Below are 16,437 nucleotides of genomic sequence, written 5' to 3'. Positions count from 1 at the left end.
CGCCGGCGCCCTTCGCGCGAACGGACGCCCCACGACCGGCGTTCGGGCCGAGCGCTCGACGAACGGGGCGCCGCAGCACCGCGCGCTACTCGTCCTCGAGATACCCCATCGCGCGCAGGCGTTCGAGCAACTCCGCGCTCGGGTCCGCCAGCAGCGGCGCGTCGAGAACCGCCTCGAGGGTGCGGCCGAGTTCGCGGCGATAGCGCTCCTCGAGGCGCGCCGGAAGCCTGCCGAGCGCGTGCCGTTCGTCGGGATCGCGCGCGAGGTCGAACGCTTCGAGGACGTTCTCGTCGGGCAGCGCGAGCACCTTGTCGTCGCCCGCGGCCAGACCGACCTGCACGCGTTCGGCGCTCTGGATCGACATCCAGGCCGCCGCGTCCGTGCGCTCGGTCAGCAGCGAACGCCCGATCCAACCGCTCGGCGCCGCGACGCCCGCCAACGCGGCGAAGGTCGGCGGCAGATCGACGAGCGACGCCGTGTCGTCCCGCGCACCGGCGGACAGGCCGAAGCGCTCGCCGCCGCGCACGAGCAACGGGATGCGAGTCTGCGTCTCGTACAGCTTGCCGCCGTGGAACAGCTGGCCGTGGTCGCCGAACGCCTCGCCGTGGTCGCTGGTGAACACGAGCACCGACGACGCGCCCCAGCCCGAGTCGTCGAGGGCGTCGACGAAGCGGCCGAAGTGCCGGTCGAAGTCGAGCATCTGCGCCCAGTACAGATCGCGCGAGTACTGCACCTCGGGCACTTCGGGGAGGCGGTCCTGGTCCTCGGTCGCGGCGACGGCGTCGGCCAGGCGTGCGCTCAGCGCGCTCCATTCGCCGGGTGCTTCGATGCCCAGCGTCGCGAGCGCCGGCGCCGAGGGCTGATAGGGCGTGTGCGCCACGTAGGTGTGCACGAACAGGAACGTCGGGCGTCCGTCGTGGTGTTCGAGCACGGCGCGCGCGCGTGCCAACGGGTCACCGTCGCGCGGACCGTGGGTCTGGTCGAAGACGTCGAAGCCCTGGTCGAGGCCGTACTCCGCCGACACGTAGATCCCGTCGGTGACGGCCACGGTGCGGTAGCCGCTCGCGCGCAGCACTTCGGCGATGCTCGCGGCGGACGGCGCCAACTGCGTGAACTCGCCCAGGGCGCCGTGTTGGCGTGGAAGAAGGCTGGTCAGCATCGACGCGTGCGCGGGCAGCGTCCACGTGCTGGTCGACCAGGCGTGGTCGAACGAGGTCGAGCCGCCGGCGAAGCGCGCCAGCCGCTCGAGCGCGACCGTCGGTGAGTCCGCGTAGACGCGACGTTCCTCGAGCGCATCGGCGCGCAGCGTGTCGGCCACGAACAGCACGAGGTCCGGCCGCGGGTCGACGCGTTCGTCCGCGGCGACGGGGCGCGTGCGCGGGCCGAGCACGGGTTCCAGCACGCCCGTCAGTCCGAGCGGACCGTCGTACTCGATCGTGATCGTGCGCGCGCCCTCGGGCACGTCGAACCCGAAGCGCCGGAGCTCGCCGTCCGTCGCGCACAGCGTCGCGTCGAGGCCGATGTCGCGTCGAAGTGTCCCGTCGACCGACACGCGGAACACCGGCGCGTCGAGCTCGCGCGCCGCCCAGGCCGTGCGCGCGAAGCACGACAGTTCGAGGCGCGTCCGGACGCTCGTGTCGACGCCCGCCGCGGCGAGGTCGAACGTCTGCGGCATGCCCGGCGGCACGATCGCACCGGCCCCCGACCAACGATCGGTGCGCAGGCGCCAGCCGTCCCCCTCGGGCCCGCCGACCGGGACGGGCACGGTGTGGACGGCGTGCTCGGGGAGCGACCCGTCGGGACCCACGTACAGCCCGAGCAGGTGTCCGACGGTCCCGAACGAGTCGGCCGGGACGTCCGCCCAGTCGGTGACCACGTCGAGGGAGGGAACGTAGGTGAACGAGCGCGGCCGCTCCTCGTCGTTCGCCTCACTTGCGGGCGATGCGCTGCTCGGTCGGATCACGGCGTAGCCGGTCGCGTCGACGTCGATCTCGAGCAGCCGATGACGCGTGGCCCGGGCGCCTTCGACGAACGAACGCGGCACGTGCAGGTCTGCGACGAAGAGGCCCGCGATCGGCGTGGGCTGCCAGGCGTCCTCGGTGTAGGTCACACTCGCCAGCAGACCCGAGTCGGTTCGCCGCAGAGCGGTGCTCGCGAGGTGATCGCCCTCGAGGACGACCGCGTCCGTCGCGTACGCCGGTTCGAACGTCGAGGTCAGGTCGATCCACTCGGGTGCAGCGGCTTCCTCCGGCTCGCTGCAGCCGAACAGGACGACGAGCGGTGCCAGCCACGCGGCACCGCGCCACGTTCCGAGTCGCGCCCGGCGTCGTTCGGCTCGTCCACCCGTCCGCGGTCGGTCGTTCGGTGTCATGGCAAGGCTGTCGGTCGTGGGAACGGACGTCATCGCCCGTTGCCGTTCTCTTCGTCCCCGAGGTACCCGAGTTCGCGCAGGCGCTCGAGCATGTCGGTGTCCGGGCGCACCACGGAGCCACCGGGCAAGAGCGCTTCGATCGCGCGCCGCACGTCGTCCGAGGCCCGCCGGGCCACGTCCGTCGGCCAGTCCTTCGCGCCGACGGCGAGCGGATGGTCCTCGTCGGGATCGGCGACCAGGTCGAAGGCGCGCGCGATCGCACCGTTCTCCTCGAAGTGCACCTTGATACGTCCGTCGGTGGCGGCCAGGCGTCCGTCGTAGCGCTCGTTCGCTCGCGCTCCGTGCTGGTTCGCCGGTCGCCAGCTCATCCAGGCCAGCCGCGGATCGGCCGTCGGGTCCGTCGCTCCCAGGTCGCGCCCGATCCACGCGCGCGGTACGGCGACGCCGGCCAGTGCCGCGAGCGTCGGCGCCAGATCGACCAACGACGTGGTGTCGTCGCGCGAGCCGCCGTCGACGCCGGGTCCGCTCCACAACAGCGGGATCCGCGCGAGCGTCTCGTAGATCGGGCCGATGTGGTAGAGCCACTCGTTCGCGCCGAACGACTCGCCGTGGTCGCTGGTGAAGAAGATGTGGCTCGTCGCCGACCACCCGCGCGTGTCGAACGCGTCGAGCCACTCGCCGAGCGCGCGGTCGAAGTCGATCACCTGCGCGCGGTACAGACGGCGCAGCGTGTCCACGGCTGGATCGTCGCGCGGATCGCCACCCGCGCCGTCGCGCGCGCGCTGGACCGCTTCGGCCGCCGGACCGGACACGTCCCCTTCGCCGGGGCCGCCGATCTCGAGGCCCGCCAGCACGCGCGCCTCGTCCGACGGTTCGAACGGGTTGTGCGTCGCGTAGGTCTGCACGAAGAGGAAGGTCGGGCGCCCGTCGGACGTGGCCAGGACGTCGCGCGGTGCGGCGAGCCAGTCGTCGCGCGTGCTGCCGCCCTGCACGAACAGTTCGAAGCCCTGGTCGAGGCCGAAACTCGAGGTCACGTACGCGCCGTCGGTCACCGCGACCGTGCGGTAGCCGGCCGCGCGCAGGACCTCGGCCAGCGTGAGCGCTTCGTCGGAGAGCGACGAGAACGCCGTCGTGGCCGCGTGCTGTTCCGGCAGGAGGCTCGTGAACAGCGACGCGTGCGCGGGCAGCGTCCACGACGACGTGGACCAGGCGCGCTGGAAGCTCGTCGAACGGCGCGCCAAGGCTTCGAGGCGCGGCAGGTCGAGCGCGTCGTCCGAGTCGTGGAAGCGGCGCAGCGACGCGAGGTTGTCGGCGCGGAACGTGTCGGCCAGGAAGACGACCAGATTGGGCCGTCCGTCGAGCGCGGTCGTGGCCGCGTCGGGATCCAGCTGCGGCCCGACGATCGGCGCGAGGAAGCCGGTGATCGCGAACGGACCGTCCACGCGCAGTTCGAGTTCGCCGTCCCGCGTCGTGTCGGCGAGATCGACGGCCCCGTGCACGATCGCACCCGTGCCCGTGATCGCGGAGCGCGCGAGTTCGTGCCGCCACAGCTCGCGACCGTCCTGCAGCACGCGGAACACGAGCGGCTCGGTGGCGTCGCCGAACGGGGGCTTGGCGAAGGCGGTGAAGCTGAGACGTCGCGCCGTCCCCTCGCCGAGCGGCCTCTCGACGGGCTGTCCCGGGAGGACGAGGAAGCCCTCACCGGCCACGTGTCCGACGTCGATGCGCCAGCCCGCACCGTCGGGAGCGCCGCGGGGCAGGGCCACCAGGTGCACGACGTCGTGCGGGCGCTCCACGCCGTCCGGTAGCACGACGAAGAGTCGGTCCTCGTACAGGCCGTAGCTCGCCGCTTCGATCGGCTCGCCGCCCTCGATCACGCGGCTGAGCCCGCGGTAGACGAGCGGCGTCTCGTCGGCGACCACCGCCTGTCGCGCGCGCGCCCGCGAGCTCGAGCTCAGCACTGGAGCGAAACGACGTGCGACGAAGACGCCGGGCAGGCCGAGCGGCGTCCAGTCCTCGTCGCGGTAGCGGATCTCGATCCAGGTCTCGCCGGCGATCTCGCGCAGGGCGATGCGTTGGTCGGGATCGGTCTCGGCGAGGGCTCCGTGGTCGGGCTCGTAGCCGTCGGTCAACTGGACCCAGCGCTCCGACGCCGACACGTCCACCGCGCTCGGCCCGTGCGTCGCGTCCGTCGCACCCGGTGCCGCATCGTCCTCGCCGCAGCCACTCGCGAGCAGAACCGTCGCCGCCGCCAGCGCCGCGAAGAGCGGTCCTCCGAGCGCCCGGTGCGGCGCGCGCGACCGCGTCGGTCGTCGCCTCGTGCGGTCGTTCATGGGGGAGGGGTCCTCGCCCTCCATCGTACCCGTCCCGCCCGCACCGGCGCCGCGGGACGGGCGCTCGCTCGCCGCTCGCCGACGAACGAAGCCGCCCAAGTGAACGGGCCCCGTGGAAGCGATCCCACGGAGCCCGTTCGGCGGAGTGTTCGAAGCGGCGCGCCGGACGGTGCCGGGCGCTGCGGTGTGCGTTCAGTTGTCGCCGAGGATCCGGCGGGCGGCGAGCTCGATGCGCTCGCGGCTGTTCAGCGTGCCCTCGCGCAGGGCGAGCTTCAGCTCTTCCATGCGCTCGGCGGACGCGCTGGGCGCCTGGTCGGGCTGCATCAGGCGGCCGGCGCTGGACAGCTCGAGGCGGTCGCCCGAAGCGTTGCCCGTGGTGCCGGCCTCGGGGCCGACGCGGGACGGCAGGGCCGAGGGCGGGCCGTCGACGCGGCCCTGGTCCGGGCGGAAGCTGGGTCCGTCCGCGTTGTCGGCGGGACGGCGCCCGTCGTCGGGGCGCTGCGGTTGGGAGGGAATGCCGTTGATCTGCATGGCGTCAGTGGGTGTGGCTCGAGGTGCCACACGCGGTATCGGAGGAAGTCCCGCGCGCTTGAGCGGTCGGAATCGAATTCCGTGGGTCTCCTCGGGGCCCGTCGCAAGGCGCCGTCTCGCAGGTGGTTGCGCTGGCAGCCACGGACGGGGGACCGCGCCCGACTCGCACTATCGGCCCGCGCCGGCCCTGGGCTCGCGAACTGCTCGCCGCCGGTCCCCCAGGCGGAACCGAAGCGCGGCCCCATACACTTCACCGGCCCGCTCTCCTCGTCGCGTGCGCGAGGGGGCCGGCCCAGGGCGCACGGTGCCCACCCCGACGATGTCCACAGACCACCACCCGCCTCGCCCCGCCCCGGAGCCCCTCCGGATCGCCCCGCCGACCGCCTCCCGAACGGCTCTGGTGGCCCTCGGAGCGGGTTTCCTGTGCCTGTTCGGGCCGCTCGTGGCCGGTGCCCGGGCCCAGGAGCCCGCGGAGCCCGGCCCGACCCCCGCGCCCGCTCGAGAGGAGGTCGCCCAGGACGAGGTCGCCGAGCCGATCGAGGCGCCGCAGGAGGTGCAGAGCGGTCCCGCCGAGCGCCCGCGCAGGCCCCGCTTCCGGCCCAGCACGCGCGCGACCGACCGCGGCCCGGTCACCGAGCCCCTGGGCCCGAAGACGCCCGGCGGCGTGCTCGACCGCGGCGGCCGCTCGCGCACCGACTACGCCATCGACGCGCGGCTCGAGCGCACCGCAGCCGGCTCGAACGACACGTTCGCGGGCGATCTCGACTTCTTCGACCTCGACGGGCGCCTGACGCTGACGTGGACGAACGGCAGCGACGACGCGGTCTCGGACCTGTGGTTCCACGTCTACCTCAACGCCTTCGCGAACAACCGCACGACGCACCTCGAAGCGGCGCGGGGTGTGTTGCGCGGCACGCGCGTGACCGAGGGTTGGGGCTTCACCGAGATCGAGGGCGTGCGGCTGCGCACCGGTGACGAAGCCGCGGGCGCACCGGCTCTAGGTGCCGATCTGATGCCCACGCTGACCTGGGAACAGCCGGACGACGGCAACGAGTACGACCGCACGGTCTTCCGCGTCGAGCTCGCCGAGGCGGTGGCCCCGGGCGCGACGGTCGCGATCGACGTGGAGTGGAACAGCCGCCTGCCGCGCGTGCGCCGCCGCACCGGCACGAAGGACGACTTCATGCTGATGGCCCAGTGGTTCCCGAAGCTCGGCGTGTACGAGTCGGGCCGCGGCTGGAACTGCCACCAGTTCCACGCCTGGAGCGAGTGGTACGCGGACTACGGCACCTACGACGTGTCGCTCGACCTGCCCGCCGAGTACTGGGTGGACGACGGCGCGATGGTGTTCGGGAGCGGTCTGCGCGTGAACCAGATGCGCCGCGGCGATCGGACGCTGGTCACGTTCCAGGCACCGAGTCCCGAGGACCGCGAGCGCGAGGACGCGAGCGGGAAGAAGCCGCTGGTCCACGACTTCATGTGGACGGCCGATCCCGACTTCGTCGTCGAGTCGGCCACGTTCAAGTTCAGCGACTGGCAGAAGAGGTACCCGGCCGAGGTCGAACGCGTGCGCGCCGCCCTCGGTCCGGAGGCCGATCTCGAACTGCGCGACGTCACGATCGACGTCCTGATCCAGCCCGAGCGCCGCGCGCAGGCCCAGCGCCACATCGACGCCACGGCGGCGACGCTCTTCTTCTACGGGCTGTGGTTCGGCGAGTACCCGTTCGAGCGCATCACCGTCGTCGACCCGGCCTGGGGCGCGCGCGAGGCGGGCGGCATGGAGTACCCGACGATCTTCACGGCCGGCACGCGCCTCTTCACCGAGAAGGAGATGCACAGCCCCGAGTCCGTGACGATCCACGAGGCCGGGCACCAGTGGTTCTACCTCCTGGTCGGGAACAACGAGTTCGAGGCGGCGTGGATGGACGAGGGTCTCAACTCGTTCGCCGACAGCGAGGTGCTCGACATCGTCTACGGCGATCGCTGGGCCACGACCGACTACAGCCGCATTCCCAGCTTCGGCAGGCAGCTGATCCCGTTCGGCAACGGCGTGAGCGGCAAGAGCTTCTCCCTGCGGCGCATCAACCTGCCGAACCTGTCGTTCCTCGGCATCGACACCGACCTGTACCTGCAGCCCAACGTGGACGGCGGGTTCGTGGACTGGTGGCGCGACCAGCCGATCTTCACGAACGCACCGGAGCGCAGCGACGCGCGCTGGAGCGATCGTGCCCGCTACCTCGGCACGCCCGACGTCGACCCGATCGACAACTGGCCGTGGCTCTCCGCCTTCCGCGACAGCCACTACAACAACACCTACGCGCGCACGGCGAGCGTCCTGCGGTCGATGCCCGCGCTGATCGCGGCCGCGAGCCCGGGCGTCGACGGCGAAGAGGCCTTCATCCGCGGCATGCGGCACTACGCCAGCGTGTGGCGCTACGCGCACCCCTATCCCGACGACTTCTTCCGCGCCTTCGCGGAGGGTGACGGCGTCGACGTGGATCTCGCGCCGTACTTCCAGGACCTGTTCCGCGACACGCTGACGGTCGACTGGTCGATCGAGGTCGAACAGCGGCGCGAGAGCGACGCCGACGGCGCCTTCATGGGCGAGGACGGACAGTTCCGCTCCTACGCCGACGACCTGGCGATGGGGCGGACCGACGAGGCGCCGGTCGCCGAAGATGTGGCCGACGAGGAGGTGCCCGAAGCGGCGACCGAAGCGGCGACCGAAGACGTGGTCGCCGATGCGGCCACCGACGGTGGACCGCCGGCGGAGGAGGCACGCGTCGTCGCCACGGGCAGCGAGGTCGACCGGACCGCCGAGCCCTACCAGGTCGAGATCCTGCTGCGCCGCCGCGGCGACCTCGCGCTGCCCGTGCCCGTGCGCGTGACCTTCGAGGACGGCACCACGCGCGACGAGGTCTGGACGCGCGCGGAACAGCTCGAACAGCGCTGGAAACGCCTGCGCTTCGAATCGGTGTCGCGCGTCGTCTCGGCCGAGATCGACCCCGATCGCGGCTACTACCTCGATCTCGACATGTCGGACAACCAGTGGCACGCCGAGACCGACGGCCGCGTGCAGTTGCGCTGGACCGAGCGGGTGTTCAACCAGCTCGCGCGTCAGTTCCAGTGGCAGAAGGGCATCGGAGGTTGATCGTGAACGAACGCACACGCACCCAGGGCTCCGCGCCCGTCTTCGTCAGCGCCCTCGTGCGCGCCTTCCAGCGTCCGATCGCCTGGACCTTCGGCCTGTTCGCACTCAGCGGTATGGCCGTGGTCGCGAGTCTGCCGGTCTATCGCTGGTTCGCCGACACGGTGGACAACGCCTACGAGCCGAACGAGCTGCTGCACCACCTCGACGTCAACTTCCGGACGGACCACGCGGAGGGTCTGGCGCAGTTGTTCCGCACCGTCGGTACGTCCGCGGACTGGATGATGGCGGTCGTCGTCCTGATCGGTGTGTTCAGCGCCGGCGGCTGGCTGCGCACGCTCGTCGACCCGGGCACGTACGCGGCGCGGCGGCTCTTCTACGCCGGCGGAGCGCGCTACTTCTGGCGCTTCCTGCGTTTTGCGGTCGTCGTGATCGTGCTGCTCGGCCTGTTCGGCACGCTCCTGTACCACGCGGACAGCCAGTCCTGGCAGAACCGCGTCCTCGCCGGTTGGCCGGAGGGCAAGTCCGAGCGCGCCCTGTCCGAGCGTTCCGTCGTCTACGTCCAATGGGCGCGCGACGGGCTGTTCGCGCTGCTCACGTTCGGCGTCCTGGCCTGGGCCTGCCTCGTGCGCACGCGCATCGTGCTGCAGAACCGCCGTTCGGTGGTCCTCGCGGCGCTCCAGACCTCCTGGCTCGTGCTGCGTCACCCGCTCGTGACCCTGCGGCCGCTCGTGATCCTGACGGTGATCGAGGGCCTGCTGTTGCTCGGTGCCGGCGGCGTCGGTCGCCTGGTGCAGGGCGGACTCGCGGACGACGGCGGCGTCTGGCGCGTGATCCTGTTGTTCGCGATCGGAGGCATCACCATCTCGATCAGCGAGATCGTCCAGGGCGCGCGCTACGCCGCGTCCGTCGACGTCAGCCGTTCCTTCGTGCGCCCGATCGCGATCGACCCCTGGCGCGATCGCGTCGGCGGCCCCGGCGGCCCGCAGTACCCGGTGGGTCCGGACGACGACTACACGATCGCGGTCTGAGGCGACGCGGTTCGCACGAGGAAGGGGCCTCGTCCGGCGCGCGCCGGGCGAGGCCCCTTCTCGTTCAGGCGATCCGTGCGGACTACAGCCCGCTGACGGCGATCACCTCGCCCAGTTCCTCGTCGAACCGTTCGCCGAGCAGCGCCACGTACAGCTTGCCGTCGGGACCGAACGCGCAGGCGACCGGCCCGGGCACCTTGTCGGCGACGATCTCGACCTTCGCCGCGCCGCCGCCCTCGGGCAGCGTGACCTTCGCGATGCGGCCCTCGAGCACTTCCTTCAGCGCCCAGTTGTTGTCGACGACCGCGTAGCCGCCGCCGTCCGGCATGGCCGCGAAGCCCATCGGGTCGGTCAGGCCGGGCAGGGTCCACTGGGCCGCGACCGAGCCGTCGGTGAGGTCCCATTCGACGAACAGGCCGTCGTCCACGCCGCCGGCGCCCGAGTACAGCACGAGCAGGCGATCGTCTCCGATCGGCATGGTGTGCATCGGCGAGTTGATCGCGATACCCGCGTCGTCGGCGGAGGCGAGCGTCGTCAGTTCGCGCGTCGCCACGTCGCACGCCAGCACCCACGTCTTCGCGTCGGCGCCCTGGCCGGCGACGTAGAGCGTGCCGCCGTCGGGCGAGAGCGAGAAGCCGCACAGGTTGCCCTCGCCGTTGTCGAGGTCGTCGTCCGAAGTCTTCGCGACGCCGTTCGACGCCAGCAGTTCGCCGCCGCCCTTCGGCCGGAACACGATGTGGTCCTCGCCGTCCTTCAGGCCGCCGTTCGACACGGCCAGTCGCCCGTCCGGGAGCCACAACGCCGCGAGCGCGCCCAGTTGGAAGCGCTCGGTGCCCTCGGTCAGGTTCACCTTCCAGAACTCGGTCGGCAGGCCGTCGACCACGGTCTCCATGGTTCCGTCGGCCTTCCGCACGAGCACGCGCCCGTGCCCGCTGTCGCTGATCGTCAGGCGCCCCGTGCCGTCGAAGCTCACGAACGACGGGTTCTGCAGGCCCATCGCGATCGACTCGGCGGTCAGGCCGTCGACGAGCCCCAGGTCGTGCTCGACGACCGAGTGGGCGTGCTCGTGATCGTGGTCGTGGTCGTCGCCTCCACAGCCGGCCAGAAGGGCGAGGGGGGCGGTGAACAGGGCGAGAGCGGTTCGGTTCGTTCGAAGTGTCATCAGACGTTGGGGACGAGGAATTCGGAGATGGCGAGGCCTGCGGCGACGACCAGGAGGAGGCCGATCCAGACCACCATGGCGAGGCGGCTGAAGCGCACCGACTTCTTGGCCTCCCACCACTTCTTGGGTCGGATGCCGCGCACCAGGAAGGTGGCGACGCTGGAGAGATTGACGCAGACGATGTTCGTGGCCAGCAGGGCGAGCGCGCCGAAGGCTTCGGTGGTGCGCCCGGCCGCGAGCAGCAGCCCGAACGTGACCAGTGGAGGCAGCAGCGCGACCGCGACCATCACGCCGACCAGCGACATGCCCGAGCCCGCGATCAGCGCCAGCGACCCGGCCGTGCCCGACGCCAGCGCGAGGCCGATGTCGCCCCAGGCGATCTGGGTGCGTCCGGCGAGCTCGGGATTCAGTACGTCGCCCAGGTCGATGAACAGCCCGGCGACGAACGCGAACGTGAACGCGACGAGCACGCCCACGACGTTCGTTCGCATGGCCTGGGCGAACAGATCCTCCTTACCGAGGGTCGTCGAGACCGACAGCGCGAGGTTCGGGCCCAGGAGCGGCGCGATGACCATGGCGCCGATGATGATCGCCGCGTTGCCGCGCTCGAGGCCGATGATCGCGACGACCGACGACAGCAGCACCATCAGGATGTAGGTGTCGTCGAGGACCGCGCCGCGTGCCAGCTGTGTCGACAATTCGTCGCGGCTGATGCGTGGACTCGGCTGCAGCCAGCGCAGGAAGATCGGACGCAGCGGGACCGCCGGATCCGGCTCGGCCTCCGGTCGCGCGGCCGTTCGGTCCTCGTGCGACGGGATCGACGATTCGACCTTCACGACGGCCGCGCGCAGCTGGTCCTTGCCCGGGAAGGCGGCGCTCAGCTCGTCGAGGATCCCCTCGACCTCCTCGGTCCGCACCAGGACCTCGATCACGGCGCGGTCCTCGAGCCGGTGGGCCCACAGGGCATCGTGCTCGTGCTCCTCGAGGATCGCGAGCGCGCGCTCGTGGTCCTCCGCGGGCAGGAGGATCTGGACCATCCGTTCAGCCATGACGTGGTGCGCGCGGGGTGGCGGGCGCAGGGCGGCGAGGATAGCGCTCCCGGCCGAATCCCCTCACGCGGTCCGCTCGCCGCGCAGGATCGGCCAGCCGCGGGCCTGTGCTTCGAGCTCGAGCGCCGGCGCCGGATCGACGGCGAAGGGGTGGCTGGAGGCCGCCAGCAGGGTCAGGTCGTTGATCGAGTCGGCGTAGCAGCCGACGCGTTCCAGATCGCCCCAGGCCCGCCCGCGCGCCGCCAACCAGCGCTCGACGTTGCGCAGCTTCGCCGGGCCGATGTTGTACTCGGCGCCCAACTCGCCGGTGAAGCGGCCGCCGTCCATCACGTACTCCGACGCGATCGTGCCGTCGAGGCCGAGCGCGCGCGCGATGGGCTCGACGAGGAACGCGTTCGACGCGCTGACCAGGAGCAGCACGTCGCTCCGTTCGCGTTCGCGCGCGATCCACGAGCGGCGCAGCGGGCCGACCGAGGCCACGATGCGTTCGGTCACCTCGGCGCCGAGTCGCGCCACGTCCGCCGCCGGCAGCCCCGCGAGCAGCCCCGTGTACCAGCGAAGGTACGCGGCGTTGTCCATGTGCCCGGCGTGGTAGTCGTCGTGGAACCGTTGGTGCGGCGCCGTGTCCCCGAGCCCCGCCGCGCCGATCGAGCGGATCCAGGTGTCCTCGGTGTCGAGCGGCGTCAGGGTGCCGTCGAGGTCGAACAGGGCGATGCGCACGTCGAACGGCCGGGATTCAGGCGAGCGGAGCCACGACGTTGCCGTCGACGCGCACTTCCAGCGGGCGGTCCAGCTCGAGCGCGTCGGGCAGGACGCGCGTGGACCAGGCCACGACCTCGACGCCGCCCTTCACCGCGCTGACGAGTCCGGCCGTGTAGTCCGGGTCGATGTCCCCGGCCGGTTCGAAGCTCGTGACGTCGCCGCGACTGACGAAGAAGAACTGCACCGCGCGCGCGCCGTCCTTCACCACCTGCTCGAGCTCGCCCAGGTGCTTGAGGCCCCGGGTCGTGACGGCGTCCGGGAAACGCGCCACGCCGCCGTCGGCGAGAGTCGTGTTCTTGACCTCGACGTAGCAGGGCGGGAGCGCGCCGGCGGAGTCCTCGAGCAGCACGTCGATGCGGCTGTTCGTGCCGTACTTCACCTCGGTGCGGACGGTGTCGTAGCCGTCCAGTCCCGGAATCCTGCGGTCGCGCAGGGCCTCGGCGACGACCTTGTTCGGCAGGTTCGTATCCACGTTGACCCAGGTCTCGCCGACCTTCACCGCCTGCCAGGAGTGGCGCAGCTTGCGCTTCGGGTCCTGGGTGTCCCGCAGCCACACCGGCGAGCCCTCCTCCTTGCAACCGAGCAGGCTCCCGGTGTTCGGGCAGTGGGCCACGAGGACCTCGCCGGACGGCAGTTCGACGTCGGTCAGGAAGCGCTTGTAACGCCGGACGAGCTTCCCTTCCACGAGCGGTTGGTCGATGCGCATGTCGCCGACCTTGTACCACGCTCGCGGCCTGCTATCCTCCTCGCCCCATGGCGAACCTCAGCGACTTCCGGGATCTCTCCAAAGCGTCTCTGGCCCGGCTGCAGCAGCTGAAGGAGGGTCTTTGACTATGCCCGCCGTTCAGAACGCTACGACGAACTGACCCGTCTCCAGGAGTCGCCCGACTTCTGGAACGACTCCGACCGTGCGCAGACGGTCGTCAAGGAAGCGAAGACGCTGCGCCTGTTCGTCGAGCCGGTGCGCCGTGTCGAGACGCACCTCGAGGAGATCGGGCTCCTGCTCGAAATGGGTGAGGAGGACTCCGACGGCGTCGTCGACGACCTCACCACCACCGGCGAGTCGATCGAGAAGGACCTCGAGACGCTCGAGTTCCAGCAGATGCTCGGCGGCGAGCACGACGCGAACGGCGCCTACGTCGCGATCAGCGCGGGAGCCGGCGGCGTCGACGCCTGCGACTTCGCCGAGATCCTGCTGCGCATGTACACGCGTTGGGCCGAATCGCGCGGCTACGACGTGGAAGAGGTCGAGATCAGTCACGAGGACGAGGCTGGCATCCGTTCGGCCCAGATCCACGTGAAGGGCGAGTACGCGTTCGGCTACCTGAAGGCCGAGGTCGGCGTGCACCGCCTGGTGCGGATCTCGCCGTTCGACGCCCAGGCGCGCCGCCAGACCTCGTTCGCGAGTGTCGACGTCACGCCCGAGCTCGAGGACGACGCCAAGCTCGACATCCCCGACTCCGACATCAAGGTCGACACGATGCGCGCGGGCGGTGCCGGCGGCCAGCACGTGAACAAGACCGAGTCGGCGGTGCGGATGACGCACATCCCGACCGGGATCGTCGTGCGCTGTCAGGACCAGCGCTCGCAGCACAAGAACCGCGCGATGGCGCTGATGCTGCTCAAGGCGAAGATCATCGCCATGCAGGAGGCACAGCGCGACGCCGAGATGTCCAAGCTCTACGGCGAGAAGGGCGAGATCGCCTGGGGCAACCAGATCCGCTCGTACGTCGTGCACCCGTACCAGATGGTCAAGGACCACCGCACGGGCGAGGAGAAGGGCAACGTGCAGGCCGTGTTCGACGGCGGCATCGACGACTTCATGCAGGCCTACCTGCGCAGTCGGAAGGCGTAGGGCTGTCGGCGCCGCCCCGCGCCCCAGCCCCCCGCCTCTCGGCCGGTCACTCCTCGCCGGTCACTCCTCGTCGAGGTAGCCCATCGCGCGCAGGTGCTTCAGGAGCTCGGGCGAGGCGTCCTTCATCTGCGCCGGCGGGAGGATCGAGGTGCGCGCCTCGCTCTCGCGGGCCTCGAACGTCGCGGTGAGACTCGTGGGCCAGGTCGCGTCCAGCGGGTCCAACTCGTGTTCCTCGTCCGGGTCGTCCGCGAGGTCGAAGCCCAGGCGTTCGCCGCGATCCGAGTGGGCGAAGAGTTTGCTCCTGCGGTCCATGAGCACGAGCCCGTCGTGGTCACCGCTGGCCGACGCCACGACGTGCGCCCATGCGAGTGCCGTGGGGTCGACGTCCGCGAGATCGCGCCCGCGCCAGGCCTCGGGCACGCGCGTGTCCGCGAGTCCTGCGAACGTCGGCGCCAGGTCGATGCCCGAGGCCACGTCGTTGCGCACGCCGGGATCGACGCCGGGCCCCGACCAGAAGAGGGGCGCGCGGGTCTGACTCTCCCAGGGCTCGCCGCCGTGGACGATCTGGTTGTGGTCTCCGAAGGGCTCGCCGTGGTCGCTCGTGAAGAACAGGTGCGAGTTGCCTTCCCAGCCGTAGCGCGCGAACTCGTCGATCCACATGCCGAACTCGTCGTCGAAGTCCAGGACCTGGGCGCGATACAGGCTCCTGATGAGGACGGCGGACTCGAGGTCGCGAGTCGCGCGTCCGTCCCTGGACAGTGCGGCCAGTTCGCGCGAAGCCTGATCGATGTCCGAGAGCGGTGTCGGCTCGTCCCCCAGACCCACGCGCGTCTGGGCCGCGGCGCTGGGTTCCAGAGGAGCGTGCGGGTAGTAGGTCTGGACGAACAGGAACGTCGGACGCCCGTCACCCGTCTCGAGGACGTGGCGCGCGCGGTCGAGCGAGCGATCGGTGATCTCGGGGTACTGATCGAACAGCTCGAAGCCCTGGGCGAGGCCGAACGCCGCAGTCACGAACCCACCGTCGGTGACGGCGACCGTGCGATAGCCGGCACTGCGCAGCGTCTCGGCCAACGTCTGCGCCGTCCGCTCGAGGGGACCCAACGGGTGGTACGCCCCGTGCTGGGCCGGCAGCAGCGACGTGAACATCGAGGCGTGCGCCGGCAACGTCCACGTGCTCGTGGACCACGAGTTCAGGAACCCGGTCGAGCGGTCCGCCAGTGCCTCGAGCGCGACGCATTCGTAGTCGGTCGGTGAGTCGGCGAGCGAGCGATAGAGCTCGAACGTGTCCGCGCGCAGCGTGTCCGCGACGAACAGCACCAGGTTGGGGCGTCCGTCCAGCGTGGCGGAAGGAGCCTTCGGATCGACGCGGGGGCCGACGACCGGCGAGGCGAAGCCCGAATAGGCCAGTCCGCCGGTGACCTCGAAGGACAGCTGTGTGCTGCCCGTGGAGTCGCGCAACGCCACGCGGTCGTGCTCGAGGATGCCGAACGCACCCAGTGCATCGACGTCGATCGAGCGCTCCCAGATCACGTCGCCGTCTTGGCGGATCTTCATCTTCAGTGGCTCGGTCGATCCCTCCATCGCCGTCGCGAAGTACCCGAACGACAGATCGCGCTCGACTCCGCCAGCGATGGAGAACGACTCGTCGGAGCCGGGCAGCACCATCAAGCCGTTGCCCGCGAAACGCCCGGACTCGACGAACCAACGCGCTCCGTCCGGGCGTCCCAGCGGCGAGCTGGTCATCAGAACGGCGGAGCTCGGTGGTCCGCCGTCCGCATCGGCGCGGATGACGAAGTCGTCGCCGACGAACGTGAACACGTCGGTCAGGTCGCGGCGCAGGACGGCCTCGTCCGAGCTGGCGATCCGCGTCAGCTCGAGTTCGTCGGCGTAGGCGACCACCGTCGATCCCAGTGAGATGGCGGAACTGGGCACCACGCGCGGGGCCGACCAGGCTCCGGGGATCGGCGTCGCCTCCCACGCCTCGCTCGAGTACTCGACGCGCAGCCACAGCTTCCCGCCCACGTTCTCGAGGCGCGCGACCCAACCGACACCGCGCGCGACCACGTCCGGCATCTGCTCGAGGTCGGGCTCGTAGCCCTCCAGCAGGTGGATCCAGCGCACGTCCGCGTTCAGCTCGGCCGGATCCACCGGAACGTCGGCGTCACAGCCGGCGAGCGACGCGGTCAGCCCCGTGG

10 protein-coding genes and 1 pseudogene are annotated in these 16,437 nt (G+C 71.0%); 3 read left to right on the top strand and 8 right to left on the bottom strand.

The window, feature by feature from the left end; all coding sequences use genetic code 11:
• Positions 1 to 85 precede the first annotated feature (85 nt).
• The 3 genes from Pla163_RS17595 to Pla163_RS17585 all read right to left on the bottom strand — a co-directional run bounded on the left by Pla163_RS17595 (position 86) and on the right by Pla163_RS17585 (position 5,235).
• Positions 86 to 2,404: a sulfatase gene (locus tag Pla163_RS17595; protein ID WP_145191715.1), complete on the bottom strand. Its 2,319-nt coding sequence runs from the start codon at positions 2,402 to 2,404 to the stop codon at positions 86 to 88.
• Complete coding sequence (locus Pla163_RS17590) at positions 2,401 to 4,704, bottom strand: sulfatase-like hydrolase/transferase (RefSeq protein ID WP_145191712.1); 2,304 nt, start codon at positions 4,702 to 4,704, stop codon at positions 2,401 to 2,403. Before Pla163_RS17590 ends, Pla163_RS17595 begins: the two co-directional genes overlap by 4 nt.
• 192 nt (positions 4,705 to 4,896) lie before the next feature.
• A complete protein-coding gene (locus Pla163_RS17585; protein WP_145191710.1) occupies positions 4,897 to 5,235 on the bottom strand; it encodes a flagellar biosynthesis anti-sigma factor FlgM in 339 nt (112 codons plus the stop codon).
• Between the two features lie 400 nt (positions 5,236 to 5,635).
• On the opposite strand from Pla163_RS17585, the gene Pla163_RS17580 reads away from it, so the two are divergent.
• Both Pla163_RS17580 and Pla163_RS17575 read left to right on the top strand, forming a co-directional pair.
• On the top strand, positions 5,636 to 8,386 hold the full coding sequence (locus Pla163_RS17580) for a M1 family metallopeptidase (protein ID WP_145191707.1): 2,751 nt from the start codon (positions 5,636 to 5,638) through the stop codon (positions 8,384 to 8,386).
• Between the two features lie 2 nt (positions 8,387 to 8,388).
• Positions 8,389 to 9,414 (top strand): hypothetical protein, encoded by a 1,026-nt coding sequence (locus tag Pla163_RS17575; protein ID WP_145191704.1) that lies wholly within the window; start codon positions 8,389 to 8,391, stop codon positions 9,412 to 9,414.
• Positions 9,415 to 9,496: 82 nt separating this feature from the next.
• Here the strand turns inward: Pla163_RS17575 and Pla163_RS17570 are convergent, their stop codons facing one another.
• The 4 genes from Pla163_RS17570 to sfsA all read right to left on the bottom strand — a co-directional run bounded on the left by Pla163_RS17570 (position 9,497) and on the right by sfsA (position 13,093).
• Positions 9,497 to 10,576 (bottom strand): hypothetical protein, encoded by a 1,080-nt coding sequence (locus tag Pla163_RS17570; RefSeq protein ID WP_419186099.1) that lies wholly within the window; start codon positions 10,574 to 10,576, stop codon positions 9,497 to 9,499.
• Positions 10,576 to 11,625 (bottom strand): TIGR00341 family protein, encoded by a 1,050-nt coding sequence (locus Pla163_RS17565; protein ID WP_145191701.1) that lies wholly within the window; start codon positions 11,623 to 11,625, stop codon positions 10,576 to 10,578. Before Pla163_RS17565 ends, Pla163_RS17570 begins: the two co-directional genes overlap by 1 nt.
• Before the next feature lie 63 nt (positions 11,626 to 11,688).
• Positions 11,689 to 12,345, bottom strand: a complete 657-nt coding sequence (locus Pla163_RS17560; protein WP_145191698.1) for an HAD family hydrolase — start codon at positions 12,343 to 12,345, stop codon at positions 11,689 to 11,691.
• A gap of 16 nt (positions 12,346 to 12,361) precedes the next feature.
• Complete coding sequence (gene sfsA, locus Pla163_RS17555; RefSeq protein WP_145191694.1) at positions 12,362 to 13,093, bottom strand: DNA/RNA nuclease SfsA; 732 nt, start codon at positions 13,091 to 13,093, stop codon at positions 12,362 to 12,364.
• A gap of 111 nt (positions 13,094 to 13,204) precedes the next feature.
• Here sfsA and prfB point away from each other — a divergent pair.
• Positions 13,205 to 14,242: pseudogene (gene prfB / locus Pla163_RS17550) on the top strand (peptide chain release factor 2); the annotation flags it as partial.
• Between the two features lie 60 nt (positions 14,243 to 14,302).
• Here prfB and Pla163_RS17545 read toward each other — a convergent pair.
• Positions 14,303 to 16,390 carry a sulfatase gene (locus Pla163_RS17545; protein ID WP_145191688.1) on the bottom strand — a complete coding sequence of 696 codons (2,088 nt, stop codon included), beginning with the start codon at positions 16,388 to 16,390 and terminating at the stop codon, positions 14,303 to 14,305.
• Between the last annotated feature and the right edge of the window lie 47 nt (positions 16,391 to 16,437).

It is taken from the genome of Rohdeia mirabilis (genome assembly GCA_007750655.1).
Classification (GTDB): Bacteria; Planctomycetota; UBA1135; order UBA1135.
This window is presented reverse-complemented; position numbering and strand designations above follow the sequence as displayed.

What these genes read in the sequence shown, in the direction of transcription:
- Pla163_RS17595 (WP_145191715.1), bottom strand. Translation starts at nt 2,404, where the DNA reads ATGACGTCCGTTCCCACGACCGACAGCCTTGCCATGACACCGAACGAC.
- Pla163_RS17570 (WP_419186099.1), bottom strand. Translation starts at nt 10,576, where the DNA reads ATGACACTTCGAACGAACCGAACCGCTCTCGCCCTGTTCACCGCCCCC.
- sfsA (WP_145191694.1), bottom strand. Translation starts at nt 13,093, where the DNA reads ATGCGCATCGACCAACCGCTCGTGGAAGGGAAGCTCGTCCGGCGTTAC.
- Pla163_RS17565 (WP_145191701.1), bottom strand. Translation starts at nt 11,625, where the DNA reads ATGGCTGAACGGATGGTCCAGATCCTCCTGCCCGCGGAGGACCACGAG.
- Pla163_RS17590 (WP_145191712.1), bottom strand. Translation starts at nt 4,704, where the DNA reads ATGAACGACCGCACGAGGCGACGACCGACGCGGTCGCGCGCGCCGCAC.
- Pla163_RS17585 (WP_145191710.1), bottom strand. Translation starts at nt 5,235, where the DNA reads ATGCAGATCAACGGCATTCCCTCCCAACCGCAGCGCCCCGACGACGGG.